The organism is Streptomyces atroolivaceus (genome assembly GCF_000717025.1).
GTDB lineage: Bacteria > Actinomycetota > Actinomycetes > Streptomycetales > Streptomycetaceae > Streptomyces > Streptomyces atroolivaceus.
On record NZ_JNXG01000018.1, the window covers coordinates 274,909 to 291,782 of the forward strand.

The 16,874-nt window shown below is 69.6% G+C and carries 15 protein-coding genes; 5 read left to right on the top strand and 10 right to left on the bottom strand.

Features of this window, described 5'->3' with window-relative positions; all coding sequences use genetic code 11:
* Positions 1-686 precede the first annotated feature (686 nt).
* Positions 687-926: a hypothetical protein gene (locus OO67_RS30020; RefSeq protein ID WP_033304893.1), complete on the top strand. Its 240-nt coding sequence runs from the start codon at positions 687-689 to the stop codon at positions 924-926.
* Entirely contained in the window at positions 926-1,303 is a 378-nt protein-coding gene (locus OO67_RS30025) for a hypothetical protein (protein WP_033304894.1), read from the top strand. Before OO67_RS30020 ends, OO67_RS30025 begins: the two co-directional genes overlap by 1 nt.
* A 195-nt stretch (positions 1,304-1,498) precedes the next feature.
* On the opposite strand, the gene OO67_RS30030 is transcribed toward OO67_RS30025, so the two are convergent.
* A complete protein-coding gene (locus tag OO67_RS30030; RefSeq protein ID WP_033304895.1) occupies positions 1,499-2,761 on the bottom strand; it encodes a DUF6357 family protein in 1,263 nt (420 codons plus the stop codon).
* Positions 2,762-3,905: 1,144 nt separating this feature from the next.
* On the opposite strand from OO67_RS30030, the gene OO67_RS30035 reads away from it, so the two are divergent.
* Entirely contained in the window at positions 3,906-4,733 is an 828-nt protein-coding gene (locus tag OO67_RS30035; protein WP_157841747.1) for a hypothetical protein, read from the top strand.
* A 341-nt stretch (positions 4,734-5,074) separates the two neighbouring features.
* Here OO67_RS30035 and OO67_RS30040 read toward each other — a convergent pair whose 3' ends face one another.
* Complete coding sequence (locus OO67_RS30040; protein ID WP_033304897.1) at positions 5,075-5,272, bottom strand: hypothetical protein; 198 nt, start codon at positions 5,270-5,272, stop codon at positions 5,075-5,077.
* A gap of 64 nt (positions 5,273-5,336) precedes the next feature.
* Positions 5,337-5,954 (bottom strand): TetR/AcrR family transcriptional regulator, encoded by a 618-nt coding sequence (locus tag OO67_RS30045; protein ID WP_033305025.1) that lies wholly within the window; start codon positions 5,952-5,954, stop codon positions 5,337-5,339.
* 81 nt (positions 5,955-6,035) lie between these two features.
* Here OO67_RS30045 and OO67_RS30050 point away from each other — a divergent pair, with 81 nt between their 5' ends.
* Positions 6,036-6,782, top strand: coding sequence for an SDR family NAD(P)-dependent oxidoreductase (locus tag OO67_RS30050; protein ID WP_033304898.1), 747 nt, complete (start codon positions 6,036-6,038; stop codon positions 6,780-6,782).
* Between the two features lie 302 nt (positions 6,783-7,084).
* On the opposite strand, the gene OO67_RS30055 is transcribed toward OO67_RS30050, so the two are convergent.
* The 7 genes from OO67_RS30055 to OO67_RS30090 all read right to left on the bottom strand — a co-directional run bounded on the left by OO67_RS30055 (position 7,085) and on the right by OO67_RS30090 (position 15,459).
* The gene (locus OO67_RS30055) at positions 7,085-7,849 is read right to left on the bottom strand and encodes an ABC transporter ATP-binding protein (protein ID WP_033304899.1); all 765 of its coding nucleotides are present in this window, start codon (positions 7,847-7,849) and stop codon (positions 7,085-7,087) included.
* Positions 7,846-8,646 (bottom strand): ATP-binding cassette domain-containing protein, encoded by an 801-nt coding sequence (locus OO67_RS30060; RefSeq protein ID WP_033304900.1) that lies wholly within the window; start codon positions 8,644-8,646, stop codon positions 7,846-7,848. Before OO67_RS30060 ends, OO67_RS30055 begins: the two co-directional genes overlap by 4 nt.
* Positions 8,643-9,521 (bottom strand): ABC transporter permease, encoded by an 879-nt coding sequence (locus tag OO67_RS30065; protein WP_033304901.1) that lies wholly within the window; start codon positions 9,519-9,521, stop codon positions 8,643-8,645. Before OO67_RS30065 ends, OO67_RS30060 begins: the two co-directional genes overlap by 4 nt.
* Positions 9,518-10,483 (bottom strand): ABC transporter permease, encoded by a 966-nt coding sequence (locus OO67_RS30070; RefSeq protein ID WP_033304902.1) that lies wholly within the window; start codon positions 10,481-10,483, stop codon positions 9,518-9,520. The genes OO67_RS30065 and OO67_RS30070 overlap by 4 nt, the downstream gene beginning before the upstream one ends.
* Positions 10,483-12,000, bottom strand: coding sequence for an ABC transporter substrate-binding protein (locus OO67_RS30075; protein ID WP_033304903.1), 1,518 nt, complete (start codon positions 11,998-12,000; stop codon positions 10,483-10,485). The genes OO67_RS30070 and OO67_RS30075 overlap by 1 nt, the downstream gene beginning before the upstream one ends.
* Before the next feature lie 39 nt (positions 12,001-12,039).
* Entirely contained in the window at positions 12,040-12,780 is a 741-nt protein-coding gene (locus tag OO67_RS30080; protein ID WP_033304904.1) for a DUF1684 domain-containing protein, read from the bottom strand.
* Positions 12,781-13,821: 1,041 nt separating this feature from the next.
* Positions 13,822-15,459, bottom strand: a complete 1,638-nt coding sequence (locus tag OO67_RS30090) for an FAD-dependent oxidoreductase (RefSeq protein ID WP_033304906.1) — start codon at positions 15,457-15,459, stop codon at positions 13,822-13,824.
* Between the two features lie 274 nt (positions 15,460-15,733).
* Here OO67_RS30090 and OO67_RS30095 point away from each other — a divergent pair, with 274 nt between their 5' ends.
* On the top strand, positions 15,734-16,852 hold the full coding sequence (locus OO67_RS30095; RefSeq protein WP_033304907.1) for a SchA/CurD-like domain-containing protein: 1,119 nt from the start codon (positions 15,734-15,736) through the stop codon (positions 16,850-16,852).
* Positions 16,853-16,874 lie beyond the last annotated feature (22 nt).

Here is a 16,874-nt window from a genome sequence, read left to right on the forward strand (position 1 = left end):
AAGGAGAGGCAGATGACCACGCAGTATGGCAACCGACCGACCGGGCAGCAGCCCCACGGTGCACCGCAGGGCACGGCTCGGCCTGGTCGGCGGCATGGTCCTCGGTGCTCTGCTGGCCTAGTGCATGAACTGAGCCGAAATCGGTGACACTTCGGCCGGTTGCTGTGCCGCACCGATCGGTGCGGCACAGCAACCGGCCGAAGTGTCACCGTCGGATTCCTGGCTGGTGGGCCTGTCTTGAGAGATCGAGTGTGGGCGACCGGTGTACCGGGTGGCAGAAGCCGGGACGATCATTCCTGGAGCAGGAATGAAGGGCGCGCCCGAAACCTGGGGAGGTCGAGGGGGCGTTCTCACGTCTGCCGGTCGGGTCTGTCGTTCGGCACCGCTTCGACGGACTGATATAGGTGCAGATCTCGACCGCCACGGGGACGAAGCAGCAGGCGGTAGACCTCGCGGGCCCGACCGTCCAACAGTGCCTTGCCGCAGGTGCTCAGATCATCGGGCCGGTCACCAGCGTCTTATGGCAGTCGCCAGACCGGGGAAGAGCATGTCCAGGTGGCGGGTCGGCAGCTGAGTCCTGGCGGCGCGGCCGCCACGTCTCGCAGGCGCCGACCGGGAGAGGGGCGGGCGGGTGGCGTTCGGCACGGCTACCCGAGCAATTCGGTAACAGCTGTTACCATGCGGGTATGGCGAAGACACAACTGGGCGCTCGCGTGGATGAGGACGTCGCGGAACTCGCGAGGAAGCGCGCCGCCGACCTGGGACTGAGTATCGGCGACTACCTCGCCCGCCTGGTGCAGGACGATGCCAGCGGTCTGCGCGCCCACGCGATGGACGCAGCTGCCCGCTTCCTGGCCGAACACCAGGCACTCTTCGACGAAGCAGAAGACGCGGGGCAACCTGCTGCGGGAGCGCGCGCGGCCTGATGGACCTGCACATCGACGTCCCCTGGATCTTGCAGGTCGCCGAGGCTGCCGGGGTCAACGATCCGGCCCCCGACGACTACGGCGTCCCGGTCTCGGCTGTGGCCCGCCACCGGGCTGAACTGTTCGAGCAGCCCATCTACGACGGCCCCTACGCCAAGGCCGCCGCCCTGGTACACACCCTCGGCCGCTGCCGCTGGCTGGAACGCTCCAACATGGCCGTCGCCGCCGCCACCGGCGTCATGTATCTCGAGGCCGCCGGGATTGCCGTCAAGCCCGCTCGCGCGGACGCTGTCGCCCTCAGGGACCTGCTCCTGGATCCGGCCTGCACCGCCGGGAAGATCGCCGCTCTGCTGCGGACCTGGCCCACCGCTACCTGATGGCCGCAGGCCCGGCGCTGCTCCTCGGGGCGTCGGAAGCCGTGCCACCCGTGCAGAGCGCAAGGAACTGCCGGGCGGCCACCGGGTCGAACGATGCGGCTGAGTCAGCGGCTGCGCCAGCCAGTGCGCGGACTTCTGTACCCGCTCTTTCCCAGCAGGTCCTTCCGACAGCGTGTGCGCGGGCTCCCGCTGGGGCTAATGGGCGTTGCGACGCCGGCGGGCGCGCTCGAACTCAGCGGCATCCGTCATCCAAGGGCCGTGCTGTTCGAGTGCGGCGCAGCCGCCGCGGACGAAGGCGCTCACGAGGTTTCGGTACCCGCCGATCCCGTCGACCAGGCTGTACTCGACCTGGTACTCCGGATCCGAGCCGCCTTCACCCTCGTGCACCGTCGTGATCCGGGCGATGGAGTCCGCGTAGAAGTGGAGCTGGATCCCTTCGCCCATCTCCTCGTCCTCGATGGTGAAGACTTCGTTGTCCGCGGCAGAGCGATCGCCGACGAACTCCCAGAACTCCGCGGTGGCAGTGCGGGGGTTGTCAGCGAACCACTTCCTCTCGACGCCCTTGTCGTCGGTGAACGACAGGATCGTCTTCCTCGCGCTCTCGCCGAAGTCGGCGCGGTCGCCGGCAGCCTCCTCGCCATCCTCCATGGGCGTGCTCCTGGAATGGTCCGCGGCCTCCGAGCACATCAGGAAGCTCACGGTACGCACCGCGTCATCGACGAGCTCAGGGTGTGCACGGCGCACGGCTGCGTCGACCGTCGTCGCCATCCGATCCCAGGCGAGCTTGTCCGTGGCGCGCTTTCCCCGTCGCGGATCGCGGCCGATCCGCATCCCGGCGCACGCCTGCTCCGCGGAGGCGATCACACGCATGACCTCGGGCAGCAGCGCGGGATCGACGGCATCGGGCATCCGCCTCGGGACCGTCGAGCCGTGCAGGTACTGGCCCGTGTACATCAGAAGGGCGGCGTCGAGTGGACCGAGTACTACTCCGCGCTCGGCGCGACGGCGGTCCGCGTGGTACTCCTGAGCTCGTCTCCCGTCGGAGGTCTCTGTAGCCGCGCGCATCGCCGCGCAGACCTGACCGCGCTCGAGCAGATCGATGTCAGCCCCATGCGCGATGAGCCGACCCCTGTCCCACCGGATGCGCTGGAAGAGCGCGTCGACGTCTGCGGGCGCGGATAGGAGGATCGGGTCCAGGAGCGCGACGGCAGCGCTTTCGTCGAGCCGGCCCTGGGTTCCGGCGGCGTCGCACAGCGGAAGGACAGCACTCCACAGCAGCAGGTGTCTGGCCAGGTCCTCCCGGATCACCGCAAGATGGGCTTCCCCGATCGAGAATGTGAACGTGCGAGGCGCATGGTTGGCGTCGGCCCCGGCACCGAGCATCAGCTTCAGCTCATCGTCCTCGCGGATCACGTTCGGGATCCAGCCGCTCCTACGTCTGAAAACGGTGTCTCTCATGGACGCAGTCTTCCGCATCGGACGAGGTAGCGAGTCCTGCCTGCACCGATCTGACCGGCCGCTTTCGTGTACACCCACGCCGTCCGGAGCGAGCAGGCCGGCCCCAGCAGTCGCTGTTGGAGCGCAGCGCACGGCCGCCGGTGCAGTCGGTGTATACGTCGGAGGCGTCAAGGAACGGATGCCTTGCGCGGCGAGGTTGGCCAGGGCACAGCGGCGCCCGAAGGTGTCATTGACGCGCATCGCGCCTGCCTGTCGGGGGGTGAGGGTGGGATGGCGGCGGCACCGCGCCTGGACGGAGTCCGTCTCGTCCGCGCTGATCGCGTACTCGTCATCGCCCGGCTGTTCGCCCTGCCAGGTTCGGGCGTACAGGCCCAGCACCCAGGCGGCCTTCAACCGGAAGCCGGGCCGGTGATGAAGATCCAGGCACGGTGCTGCCAGGACTTGAGCGCGTCCCGGGCCGGCGGCGGCGCACGGTCGACGCCGGCACGAACGGGGCGATGCCGCGCCGGGCGGCGCTCTCGGTCCGGTTCCGGGCACGAACACGACCAGCGTGACAGTGCTCAGCAGGCAACTGGCGGACCGACGCCTTGATCTCGGCGCCTTCAGTGGTGAACGAGGCGGGACGGCAGCAGCGTTGACAGCCTTTGAGCCGGGCAGGCCCGCCTGGGCGAACCGGCCACGCCAGCAGCAGCGCGGACCCATGGGGGACAGGCACTCCCCGACGACGGAGCGGGTGTCGAAGGCGGCCGTCGCCGTCGGTCGGGGTGCCAAGGAAGCAGGCCTGCACACGAAGCCGTCCAGGTAGCCTGCCGCTGCACGAGATTCGGCTGGAACAGCGGGCGAACGCCGGGTGACGGCCAAGCGGAACCCAGGTCTGTCTGCGTCCTTCTCGTGATCTCCTTCGAGATGTACGACCTGCCGCGGAGAGGGAGCCCCGAGGTTCACACGTATAGCAAACGCCAGACATGTTTTGCTGGCCGTCGCGCTGAGTGCCACCGCGGGGGTGGCCGTGCCGGTCACGACCGCGTCCGCCGCACCGGTGCCCCAGGCGGCTTCCTCGAACTGCCCGATGCAGATGTTGACCTCGCCGTCCTGGACTCAGCGCGCTGACGTCGTTGACTCCGACCCGACGGGTCGTCACCAGGTGGGACACGCCTATGACGCGACGTACACCACGCATCTCCTGCGGTGGACGAACGGTGTGCCGCAGGATCTCGGAACGGCGCACACCGGCGCATCGGGAGTCAACACCCAAGGGGACGTCGTCGGAACGATCACGACCGGTGACGATCCGGCGGGAACCGGGTGGCGTTACCACGGGGGAGAGTTCAGCCCTCTCCCCGGCTTGACTGCACAGGCCGAGAGCTACCCGAGCGCGATCAACGCCGACGGCGCTGTCGCGGGCGTCAGCAGCCTCGGCAGCATCACCGTTCCCGTCGTGTGGTCCACCGACGGCTCCGTACGCCGGCTCGCTCTGCTGCCTGGCGACACTTCGGGATGGGCGAATGACATCGACGACGACGGTACGCTGGTCGGCTTCAGCAGCGGCGCGAGCGGAGAGCACGCGGTGCGCTGGCTGCCCGACGGCACGGTGGAGCGGCTACAGGAGGTCAACCCCGCCCACAGCTCCACAGCTGTCGCCATCCGGAATGGAAGTGTGCTCGGCCAGGACATCCCGGGGATCGGAGTGACTTCGAGTCTGTTGTGGCGTGCGGGTGCCACAGACCCCGAGCAGCTCAGTAATGGGACACCGCAGGCGGTCAACGCTCGCGGAGCAGTGGTCGAGTTGACCGTGCCCGACGCCAAACTGTGGCTGACCGAGCCGGACGGAACGGTGCGCTCCCTGCCCACCGACACCACCCCGTACGCCACGGGCGGCGTCACGGCGCTCACTGACGACGGTGTGGCCTACGGTCACTGGAACAGCACACCGGTGAGCTGGGACTGCCGACCGCCGGTATCCGCGCCGTAAGACGGGCTGAGGCCGTGGGCCACCGTCGGCTCGGGCAGCGGTGTTCACCGCCACGGCCACGGTGGCCCAGGAAGCCGCGGACGAGGAGCTGGGCCAACAGGCCGACCATCAGATTCCGGCCTCTCCTGCGCAAGCTGCGGTGCAGCACACCCAGTTGGCCGGTCATGCGGTTGATGAGGTGCCGGAGGGCCTGCGCGTGCCAGTCCCCACGTCCGCGTCGGCGCCGGTAGTGGGCGTTGGCCCCACCGGAGGCGGCGAGTACCGAGAACGGCCACAAGCAGCCGGCGTCCTGTAGCCGGTTGTTCTCGATCCGGCGCGCCCGACGTAGAGCTGCCCCGCCTTCACCGCTCGGGTGCCGGCGAACCGGGCCGGGGCGTCGCCGAAGTCGCCAGGAGGCGGGCGTCGATCCGGACGCCCGTGCCGGGAAAGCTCAGCGTGACCTCGGCACACGGGTGCTGCCGGAACGCTTCCTCGCTCGCCTCGGTGAGGTCGTTACCAGTGCGGCAGGCAGCGTCGAGCTGCCGCAGCAGGCCGAACATGTGCCTGCAGATGTGCTCGCAAGGGTGGGTGCGTCGCCGCTGTACGGCACGATCCCCATGGTGGTCACGCGAAGGTCGCCGGGGGCCAGTTGAGCAGCATGGTGTCGGCCACCTGCTGGAGGTCGTCGCGGCCGATGCCGCTGGCGGCCTGGACGGAGATCCCGTAGGAGACGGACGTGAGGTAACGAGCGAGCCGGTCCGGGTCGGTGCCGGGTGGCAGATCGCCCTCGGCGACGGCGCGCCGGAACCGGTCGGCGACGCAGGACCCGCCGTAGTTGCGCCAGGCGGTCAGCACGTCGTGGGCCCGTCGCCCGGGGGCGCCGGTGGCCAGGGCGCCCTGGACGCCCAGGCAGCCCGTCGGGTAGCCGGGGCGAGTGGTGGCCCGGACCGCGCCGTTGAGGAGTGCGGCGGCCACAGCCCGGGCGGTCGGCTCCTCCAGGGCCCTGGCCACGTAGGCCCCCGGTCCCTCGGTGTAGCGGTCGACGGCCCTGCGGAACAGCTCCTCCTTGTTGCCGAAGGCCGCGTACATGCTGGTGCGGGTGATGCCCATGGCCTCTGTCAGGTCGGTGAGGGTGGCGCCCTCGTAGCCCTGCCGCCAGAAGACGATCAGCGCCTGTTCGAGGGCTTCCTCGGCGTCGAACCCTCTCGGCCGGCCCGCCCGCGCCTTCTTCCTGTTGTCCACGTCGACCAGCATACCTATTCCGTACCGATCGATACTCAAGTGGTACCGTACCGATCGGTACTGAACTGGGGAGGTGCTGTCATGGGACAGCTCGAAGGAAAGACCGCCGTTGTCACCGGCGGAAGCACCGGCATCGGTCTGGCGACCGCCGTACGGCTGGCGGGTGAGGGTGCGCACGTGTTCGTGACCGGCCGGCGCAAGGCCGAGCTGGACGCGGCTGTCGAGGTCATCGGCTCTGCGACCGGCGTTCAGGGCGACGTCGGGGACCCCGCCGACCTGGACCGGCTGTTCGCTGCGGTCCGTGACCGTGGGCAGGGGCTCGACGTGCTGTTCGCGAACGCCGCGATTGCCTCGTTCGCGACGCTGGAGCAGATCACCGAGGAGCACTTCGACCAGATCTTCGGCGTCAACGTCCGGGGAACGCTCTTCACCGTCCAGAAGGCGCTGCCGTTGCTCAACGACGGCGCCACGGTGGTGTTGACCGGCTCGAGCAACGGCGTCAGCGGCGGGGAGGCGTTCGGCGTCTACGCGGCGTCCAAGGCGGCCATCCGCTCCTTCGCCCGGACCTGGGCCAACGAGCTCAAGGGCCGGGGTATCCGGGTCAACACCGTCACCCCGGGCCCCATCGACACCCCCGGGCTCGCCGGCGTCGCCCCCGAGGAGATCGGGGCGGCCGGCTTCACGGCTCACCTCGCCGGCATGGTCCCGCTGGGCCGGCTGGGCCGCCCGGAGGAGGTCGCTGACGCGGTGCTCTTCCTCGCCTCGCCGCAGAGCAGCTTCATAACCGGCGCCGAGCTCGCCGTCGACGGAGGCCTCAACCAGGTCTGAGCCGGGGAACGGCCTGGAAACGGCGGACGACCGGGACCACCGCACTGATCCCGGTCGTTCCACAGGTACGGCGTCGTGTTGACGATCATGTGGAGAACTCGTCCAGGACGAAAGCGACACAGGTACAAGTCCGCACCAGCACGAACGCCCCCCAGCACACGGCCGACCGGGGTGCCTTCCGCAGCACGAGCACCGTCTACGAAGGCCTCGGCGCGGTCTCCGGCACCCCGGTCATGGACCTGAAGCCGAAGACGGACGATCACGGGACGCCTCGGTCGTCGGGGGTGCGGTGGCCCCGGGGGTCAGATGGGCAGCCGCGGCACGCTCTCGATCAGCCGGCGGGTGTAGGGGTGCGCGGGTTCGCCGAGCACCTGGGAGGTGGCTCCCTGCTCGACGACCCTGCCGCGTTCCAGCACGGCGGTGCGCTCGCACAAGGAGGCCACGACTGAGAGGTCGTGAGAGACCATCACCATCGTCAGCCCCCGCTCCTCCTTCAGCTCGGCCAACAGGTCGACGACCTTCACCCGGGTGGTGACGTCAAGCGCGCTGACCGGTTCGTCGGCCAGCAGGACGCGTGGGTCGCAGACCGTGGCCCGGGCGATGGCGATGCGCTGGCGCTGGCCGCCGGAGAACTCGTGCGGGTAGCGGTCGACGGCGTCCGCCTGGAGGCCGACGCGCTCCAGCGCCGCGGCCACCTCGGGCGCCGCCGTGGCACGGGTGGCGAGCCCGAGGGAGCGCAACGGTTCCGCGACGATCGCGCCGACCTTCCGGCTTGGGTCGAGGGAGGAGTACGGGTCCTGGAAGACGCACTGCACGCTGCGTCGGAAGCGGCGCATCTGTTCGCGGTCGCGCGGCTTCAGGTCCGCACCGTCGAAGCGGACCGTGCCGGCCGTGGGGCGGGCCAGGCCCAGCAGCAGGCGCAGCAGCGTGGTCTTGCCCGCGCCGGACTCGCCGACCAGCGCGAGGCTCTCGCCCGCCTCGACGGCGAGGGACACGTCCCGCACCACGTCGGCGGCGGCCCCCCGGTAGCGCACCGCCGCGTCCTTCAGCTCCAGCACCGGTGTCATCGAGGGCTCCTCAGGTCCAGGGCGGACTCCAGCTTCCGGGCACTGGCGACCAGGGCCCTGGTGTACTCCTCGCGTGGCGCGCGCACGATGTCGTGGACCGCGCCCTGCTCGACGGCCCGGCCGTCCTTCATGACCAGCACCCGGTCGGTGACCCTGGCCACGACGGCGAGGTCGTGGCTGACGAACAGCACGGCCATCTCCCGTTCCCGCACCAGGCCGTCGATCAGCTCCAGCATCTCCGCCTGCACGGACACATCCAGAGCGGTGGTGGGCTCGTCGGCGATGAGCAGCTTCGGTTCGCAGGCCAGAGCCATCGCGAGGGCGACGCGCTGACGCTGGCCGCCGGATATCTCGTGCGCGAAGGCGCGGGCGATGCGGTCGGGTTCGGGCAGCCGTACCTGTTCGAGGGCGTCGCGCACGGCCCCGCGGAGCTGCTTGCCCTTGAGGCCTGTGCGGCGGGCGATCGGCTCGGCGATCTGGCGGCCCAGCCGCATCAGCGGGTCCAGTGCGGTCAGCGGCTCCTGGAAGACCACGGCCGCGTCCCGCCCGCGTACGGCGGTGAGCCGTTTCTCGCCGGCCCCCACGGTCTGCGTCCCGGCCAGCTCCACGCTGCCGCTCGAGGTCATGCCGCCGGGCAGCAGCCCGAGCACGGCGAGCGTGGTCAGAGACTTGCCGGAGCCGGATTCGCCGATGAGACCGAGCCGTTCACCACCGGCCACCGCGAAGGACAGGTCGTCGACCAGGGTCCGCCCGTCGGGGGCGCGGACGGTCAGTCCGCGTACGTCGAGGAGAGTCACGTGCGCCTCCGCCGGGCGGCCGGGTCGAGGGTGTCACGCAGGCCGTCGGCGACGAGGTTCACACCGATGACGAGCAGTACGAGCAGGACGCCGGGCGCGAGCGCACCGGCCGGTGCCGTGGTGAAGGTGGCCTGGGCCTCCTGGAGCATGCGGCCCCAGGACGCGTTGGGCGGCGGTGCTCCGAGTCCCAGGTAGGAGAGCCCGGCCTCGGCGAGCACGGCGAGGCCGAACTGCAGGGCGAGGTTGACCACCAGTGTGGGCCAGATGTTGGGCAGGACGTGGGAGAGGACCGTACGCGGCCAGGAGGTGCCGGAGGTACGGGCGGCGGTGATGTAGTCCTGGGCCAGGACCCGCTTGACCAGGATGCGCACCAGCCGCGCCACGACCGCGCTCTGTGCCAGGCCGATCGCCAGGACCGCCGAGCCGAGCGTCGCCGACCGTGCGGCGACGATGAGCATCGCCAGCAGCAGCGTCGGGAAGGCGATGAGGATGTCGAGGAACGCCGAGAGCGTGTCGTCGATCCAGCCCTGTGCGAACGCCGCGAGCACGCCCAGGGTGACCCCGATGACGGCGGCGATCGTCACCGAGCCGAGCCCTGCCTCGACGGCGATGCGGGAGCCGGTCATCACCTGGGTGAACAGGTCGCGCCCGAGCTTGTCGGTACCGAGCAGGTGACCGTCGCCGGGCCCGGCGAGCCGTCCGCCGGAGGTGTCCTCGGCGTCGTAGGGCAGCCAGAAGAACGACACCACGGCCAGCAGGGCGATCAGACCGGCCAGTACGCACCCGACGGCGAGGGTGGCGGAGCACCGTGAGCGCCGCTTCGTGGAGGGCTTCATGGGTGGCTTCGTGGGGGTGAGCAGGTCCGTGCCGGTCATCGGGCACCTCCCGAAAGTCGGCCGCGCAGCCGCGGATCGATGATCCGCTGGACCAGGTCGGCCACGAAGCCGATCACCAGCACCGCGAGGGTGGACACGAACAGCACGCCCTGGATGACCGGGTAGTCGTGCTGCGCGATGCCGGTGGCGAGCAGGGAGCCGAGGCCCGGCAGCGCGTACACCGACTCCACGACGACGGCGCCGAGCAGCGTCGAGGCGAGTTCGATGCCGAGGACGGAGATTACAGGCACGGCGCCGTTGCGCAGTCCGTGCCGCCACAGGGCGCGGCCGAAGGACGAGCCGAGGGCGCGCGCCGTGCGCAGGTAGTCGCTGCCGAGGACGTCGAGGGTGGCGGAGCGGACGTAGCGGATCAGGGACGCGCTCATCACGAGGGCGATGGTCACGACCGGCAGGACGAGGGCGCGGAACGCCTCGGCCGGATCGGACCAGCCGTCCTGCGGGAAGCCGCCGGAGGGCAGCCAGCCCGCGTTCAGCGCGAACACCGCGATGAGGATCATGCCGAGCCAGAACACGGGTATCGCGATACCCAGTTGGGACACGCCGCTGAGCAGCGCGCCGTACCAGGTGTGCCGCTTGTACGCGGCGACGAACCCCGTGGGTACGGCGACCAGCACGGCGAGGACGAACGCGGCCAGGGTGAGTGGCACGGTGACGTCCAGCCGGGCGGTGACCTCGGGTCCCACGGGCAGTGAGCTGACGAACGAGGTGCCGAGGTCGCCGCTCGCGAGCTGCCCGAGCCAGTGGGTGAACTGTTCGGGCAGCGGGCGGTCGGAACCGATGGAGTGGCGGGCCGCGGCTATCTGCTCGGGGCCGGCGCCCACCGCGGTGAGCGCGTTGGCCGGGTCGCCGGGCAGCATGCGCAGCAGCACGAACAGCACCACGCTCGCCAGGGCCAGCGATACGGCGAGGAAGGCGAGCCGGCGCAGCAGATAGCGCGCCATCAGCCCGTCTTCTTGATGTCGTAGGCGAAGAACTGCGAGTTCAGGCCGTTGAGCGGGTAGCCGGAGAGCTTGTTGTTCGCGACGACGATCTGCGGGTAGAGGTACAGCCAGTCGCTGGCGGCGTCCTCAGCGGTCTGCCGGTTGACCTTCTTGAGCAGCTCGGTCTGCTCGGCGGTGCTGGAGGCTTCCTCGGCCTGCTCCACCCACTTGCTGACCTGCGGGTTGTCGTAGCCCCAGTAGAAGTCGGGGTTGCCGTACCAGACCAGGTCGCGGTCGTTGACGTGTTCCTGGAGCGTGGCCGCGAAGTCGTGGTTCTTGTAGACCTTCGTGTACCACTCGTCCGGAGTGATCGTGTTGATCTTGACCGTGATGCCGACCTTGGCGAGCTGGGACCTGATGAAGGTCGCCGCCGTCGGGTGCGGGTCGTAGTTGGGGGTGTCGAGGGTGAAGCTGAAGCCCTTGGCGTAACCGGCCTCGGCGAGCAGCTTCTTGGCCTTCGTCACGTCGTGGGCGTCGACGTCGGTGAGGTCCTCGTACCAGGGGTCGGTGGGCGGCACCATCGAGCCGATCTGCTTGCCGTAGCCGCCCCAGACGGACTCCAGGAGCTTCTTGTCGTCGATGGCGGCGGAAACGGCCTGGCGCACCTTGACGTCGGTGAAGGGCTTGGCCTTGTCGTTGAACGCCAGCAGCAGCTTGGTGGTGGAGTCGCCGTCGTTCACCTTGTAGTTGCCGTTGCTCTTGAACTGCTCCAGGGCGTCGGGCGACTGCTCGCTCGTGACCACGTCGACGGCGTTCGTCAGCAGCGCGTTGTTCAGCGCCGTGGCGTCCTTGTAGTAGTGGAAGACGACCTGCTTGTTGGCGGCGGCGTCGCCCCAGTAACCGGCGAAGCGGTTCAGGCTCAGCGCGGAGCCACGGGTCCACTTGTCCAGGGTGTACGGGCCGGTGCCGTCCTCGGTCGTCTTCAGGTCCTTCGCCTGGGAGTTGATGATCCAGACGTAGGAGAGGTTGTAGACGAAGGAGATCGACTTCTTGGACAGCGCGATCTTCACGGTCCGCGCGTCCGGGGTGGCGATGTCCTTGACGACCTCGAGATTGCTCTTGCGGGCGGACTGGGAGTCGTCCGCGAGCACCTTCTCCAGGCTGTACTTGACGTCCTGGCTGGTGAGTTCCTTGCCGCTGTGGAACTTCACACCGTCGCGGAGGGTGAAGGTGTAGGTGAGACCGTCGGCGCTGATCTCGTAGTCCTGGGCGAGGAGCTTGTCGATCTTGCCGTCGTCGGCGAGCCCGAACAGGCCCTCGTAGACGTTTCCGTTGAGGGCCTCGGTGACACCCTGGCCGCCACCCGCGGTGTTGTCGAGGTTCTGCGGCTCGTAGAGGGAGCCGATGTTGACGACCGCGTCCTTGTCCCAGGTGCCGCCCGAGGCGCTGGACCCGCCGGAGCCGCCGCAGGCGGTCAGGGTCAGGGCGAGAGCGGCGACGGAGGCGGTGCCGTACAGGACGTTCTTCTTGGTGCTCATGGGGCGAGGGCTCTTTCGGTGCGGGGAGCTGCGGGGTGATCAGTGCTGGGCGTCGAAGCCGTCACGGAAGACAGGGAGCTTCTCGCCGGCCTCGACGGGCAGGTGGAAGCGGTTCTGCCGCGGCGGCATCGGACAGTTGTACTGATCGGAGAATCCGCAGGGCGGCACGAAGGCCTGGTTGAAGTCGAGGACGACCCTGCCGGCGTCGTCCGTACGCCGCACGAAGAGGAACCGGCCGGCCCCGTAGGTGACGTCGCCGTTGGTCGGGTCGCCGAAGACGAGCAGCAGGGTGCCGTCGTCGTCGAAGGCGCTGAGCGTGTACGCGCGGCCGTCGACGGTGAGTGTGATGTCGCCGGGGACGACCAGGTCGCGGCTGCCGCCGTTGTCCCGGATGTGCTCGAAGGCGATGCGCCGGGCACCCGCGACGGGCGTGTACGAGGCTTCCAGGACCCAGGCGGGGTCGTAGGGGAAGGCGTCGACCCGGTCGAAGTGGCGGATGGCGGGCGCGTCGGCGTCCCAGAACCGCAGACCGTGCTCGTCCTCGCCGGTGACCCGGTCCGTCCGCCGCAGTGTGGTGACGGTCACGGTGTCCGGCAGACCCGCGCGCGCGTGGGCCACGTCCGGGACCTCGCCCGCCGGAGCCCAGCGGGTTTCGACCAGGGCGAGATTGCCTGTCGGGGACGTGAGCGCGCGGTGGCGCCCGGCACGCCAGGCGTCCCATTCCTCCGCTGGGTCGATGGATGCGCGGTCGGGGGCGGGCTGGGACACGGTAGTACTCATTCGTCTAGGCGGGCAGCCCTCACGGTCCCTGGGAGACAGGGTGTGAATAAGTGGCCAAAGCATCACCTTTATTGACCATAAGCTCATCTAATGTCAAACGCCCGTGCCACATTGTGAGACGCATCTCTGGGGTGAGGACGGCGGGCAACCGTCCCGGAGAGGGCAAGATCACCGAATGCGCTACTCCACCTGAATTAGCAGGCGGCCCAGGTGGGCAACTCCGTGAATCAGATGAACGAGAGTGGCAAGGATTCGGTCGACGAGGACCAACGTGTCCTTCGCGCCCGCTCCGACCGCACGCCGGCCCGGTCCGTCGAGCAGCTCACCATCTCTCCGGGCCCGCCACTCCGGTACGGGATCGGCGATCACAGCCACCTCAAGCCCTGTGACCCGACGCTCCGACGTGATCAACCCACGCGGCTTCATCTCCACCACGAAAGGCCTGGCGAGCCGGCGCTGCCATCACGCCGCGAACCGCGCACGAGGTTGGAGATCGTCCAGAGGCTTGGCAGGTCGTCCTGGCGGACGGCGTCGAGCCACTCCGGTAACCGCCCGCCCCGGTGCAACGGCCGACTGCCACTTCGACCACACCAGGTATGTGCGCCGCCCGGCGGACGGGCGCGAGGCCGAGCGCAGCCGGTGTCGACCGCAGCCGCTCGGTCCACGGGCCGTACCGCCTGGTCGGCCCGGCGTTCCGTACCTGCAGGACCACCTCGTCGACGCCGGCCGGATCGGTGATGCCGAGGCAGTCGGTACCGACTTCCGTCGGTCATCATGCGTCTGCACCAGCGGGCCCCACTGCTGCCTCACGCGACCTTGGCCTCATCCTCATCCGGTCAGCCCGCGACCTTGCCGGCCATCTTGAGAGAGCAGCCCGCATCCTCATGCCCACCGAGCCCGCGCACTGCCCGGATGCTGTCCTGCGCGGAGTTGCAGACCGCTGCTGACCTCGTAAGGCGCCGCCCGAGACCCGTCGACCGCTGGACACCGCCCGACCTGCCCAACGGGGTTCCACGAGGGCCCGCCGACGTGGTCGCCGCGTCAGCCGCGGTGGAGCAAGGTCAGCATGACCTCGTACAGCGTCGCTTCAGGGTCCGCCGCCGCGCCCTCGGAACGCCAGGCCACGAATCCGTCGGGGCGCACCAGGACGGCGCCCTCGGCGGAGGTGCCGTGGACGGCGGACCAGTCGGCCCCGTCCTCGGGCTTCAGGTCTGCGTCCGGGGCTGAACCGATCCCGAAGGCCTGGAGGGGGACCGACAGGCGCTTCGCCACTTGCTCCGCCCCCGCACGCCAGTCCGGAGACAGGGCGTCGCACAGCAGCACGAACGACTTCTCGTAAAGATCCAGAGTCGACACCCGCCCGCCGCCCCGGCCGAGCCACATGTGCGGTGCCCGGGTGCCGGGTTCGCCCGTGAGGCTCATGCTCTCCGGGACCACCGGAAGGCCGGGATCGACCTCCAGGACGGCGCCCCGCACGTAGCGGTAACCCAGGGCGACGGTGAGCATGCCGCCGCCCTTACGGCCGCCGCCAGGCCCGGGTGATCCGGCGTACCCCGGGTGGCTGTGTTCTCCCGAACGGGCCGACGCACGCGCGCTCGTGGCCTTCGCCACCGGCAGCCGTTCCGCCTCGTACGTCTGGAGGAGCTCAGGCCCCGCGGCCTCGCCGATCACGGCAGCCAGCTTCCACGCCAGGTTGTGAGCGTCCTGGATACCGGTGTTGGACCCGAAGGCTCCGGTGGGGGACATCTCGTGCGCCGAGTCGCCGGCGAGGAAGACCCGGCCGGAACCGTAGCGTTCGGCGACCCGCTCGGCCGCGTGCCAGGGGGCCTTGCCCGTGATCTCGACATCCAGGTCCGGCGCTCCGACCGCCCGTCGGATGTGCTCCGCGCACCGCTCGTCGGTGAAGTCCTCCAGCGTCTCACCCCGGTCGGGCTGCCACGGCGCGTGGAACACCCACTTCTCCTCGTTGTCCACGGGCAGGAGCGCCCCGTCCGCCTCCGGGTCGGTCAGATAACAGACGATGAAGCGGCGGTCACCCACCACGGAGGCCAGCCGCCGCGAGCGGAAGGTGATGCTCACGTTGTGGAAGAGGTCGCCCGGCCCCGTCTGGCCGATGCCCAGCTGCTTCCGGACCGGGCTCCTCGGACCGTCGGCCGCGACGAGGTAGTCCGCCCTCACCGTGGTGAGTTCTCCGGTCGCCCGGTCCTTCAGTACGGCGGTGACCCCGTCCGCGTCCTGCTCGAAAGTGATCAGCTCGGTCGAGAACCGCAGCTCGCTGCCCTGAGCCCGCGCATGGGTGACCAGCACGGGCTCCAGGTCGTTCTGGCTGCACAGGCACCAACCGCTCGGGCTGAACCTGGCAAGCCCGCCGCCCGGGTCGATCTCCTTGAAGAGCCACTCCTGGTCGTCGCCCGTGAGCGACCCGGCCTGAAGGATTCCGTGGTTGTCCGCCAGCACGGATGCGGCGTCGCGGATCAGCTGCTCCGCGCCCGCGGCCCGGAACAGCTCCATCGTGCGGACGTTGTTCCCCCGCCCCCGCGGGTGGGTCGAGGTGCTGCTGTGCTTCTCCACAAGCAGGTGGCGGACGCCGAGCCGGCTCAGGAAGAGGGAGGCGGACAGGCCCACCAGGGAGCCGCCCACGATGAGGACCGGTACGCGGAGGTCGACGTTCTCGTTCATCAGTTGCTCCAGCTCGGACGCGGGACGGATGCAGTGTCCATGCCCTTGCAGGAGGCCTTCGGCCGGACTTCGGACGGTGCCTCACCTGAACGGTTCATAAATCTCGCGCTGCCCGTACCGGCGTTCCACGATCAGTCGCGGGAGCGATGCTCGCGATGCGGGGGCGGATGTCACGCGCCGGCGGGCAGGGACCTGCGCCGCTTCCACCGAAACCGACGGATGACGAGAGGCCACGGGACGTGGCCTCCGCACCGTCTCGAAGGAGAGCGAAAAGATGACAACCCTCTCGGAACGGATATCTCAGTCCGCCTTCGACGGTTCGAGGCTCCGGGTCATACTGCTGCTGGACCTGCACGACGGCGCCCAGAACCAGTTCCTCGAGGCGTACGAGCACATGCGCAACCAGGTGGCCTCGATTCCCGGACACATCAGCGACCAGCTGTGCCAGTCCATCGAGAACCCCTCGCAGTGGCTGATCACCAGTGAGTGGGAGAGCGCACCGCCCTTCCTGGCCTGGGTGAACAGCGAGGAGCACGTCGCGACGGTGCAGCCGCTGCACAGCTGCGTGCGCGACACGCGCTCCCTTCGCTTCAGCGTCCTGCGGGAGACCGGGGCCGCGTTCGAGAGCACCCCCGAGCCTGCGAAGGGCCGCCTCCAGTCCGCTCCGCGACTGGGCGACGGCGTCGTGCGCCACGCACTCACCTTCACGGTGAAGCCGGGCACGGAGGAGATGGTCGCGAAGATCCTCTCCGACTACGACTCCCCGCAGGCACGCGTCGACGAGAACACCCGGCTGCGCCGTACCTCGCTCTTCATGCACGGAAACCGTGTCGTACGAGCGGTCGAGGTCGAGGGCGACCTCATGGCAGCTCTGCGCCACGTCTCCCGTCAGCCCGAGGTCAGGGCCGTCGAGGAGGCCATCAACCCGTACCTGGAGCAGGACCGTGACCTCAGCGATCCCGACTCCGCCCGGATGTTCTTCACCCGGGCAGCACTACCGACCGTCCACCACGTGACGGCGGGACGGCACGCCCCGGAGGACGTCCAGCGGCACTCGCTGTTCTACCAGGCCAAGGAGGGCTGTGGCATGGCGCTGGCCAGGCTGCTCGCCGGCCAGGACGAGGAAGTGGCGGACGACGCGTCGAGCCCCGTCGAGAGCAGCACGATCTTCCAGCGCGACGACATCGTGGTGCGGCTCCTCGAAGTGCGCGGACCGCTCGACGCGCAGCCCGCGCACGCACTCGGCATCGGCGGCAACCGCAAGGCGGCCATGCTCGGCCGGCTGCTCGACGGCGGTGCCAACGGCATGCCGACGACCGACCAGGAGGCCGCGCGCTTCCTCGCGCAGGCCGAGATGAACCTGATCACCGACCGTCGGGCCACCGAGTCCTGATGCGTCACCGGCAGCGGGGCGA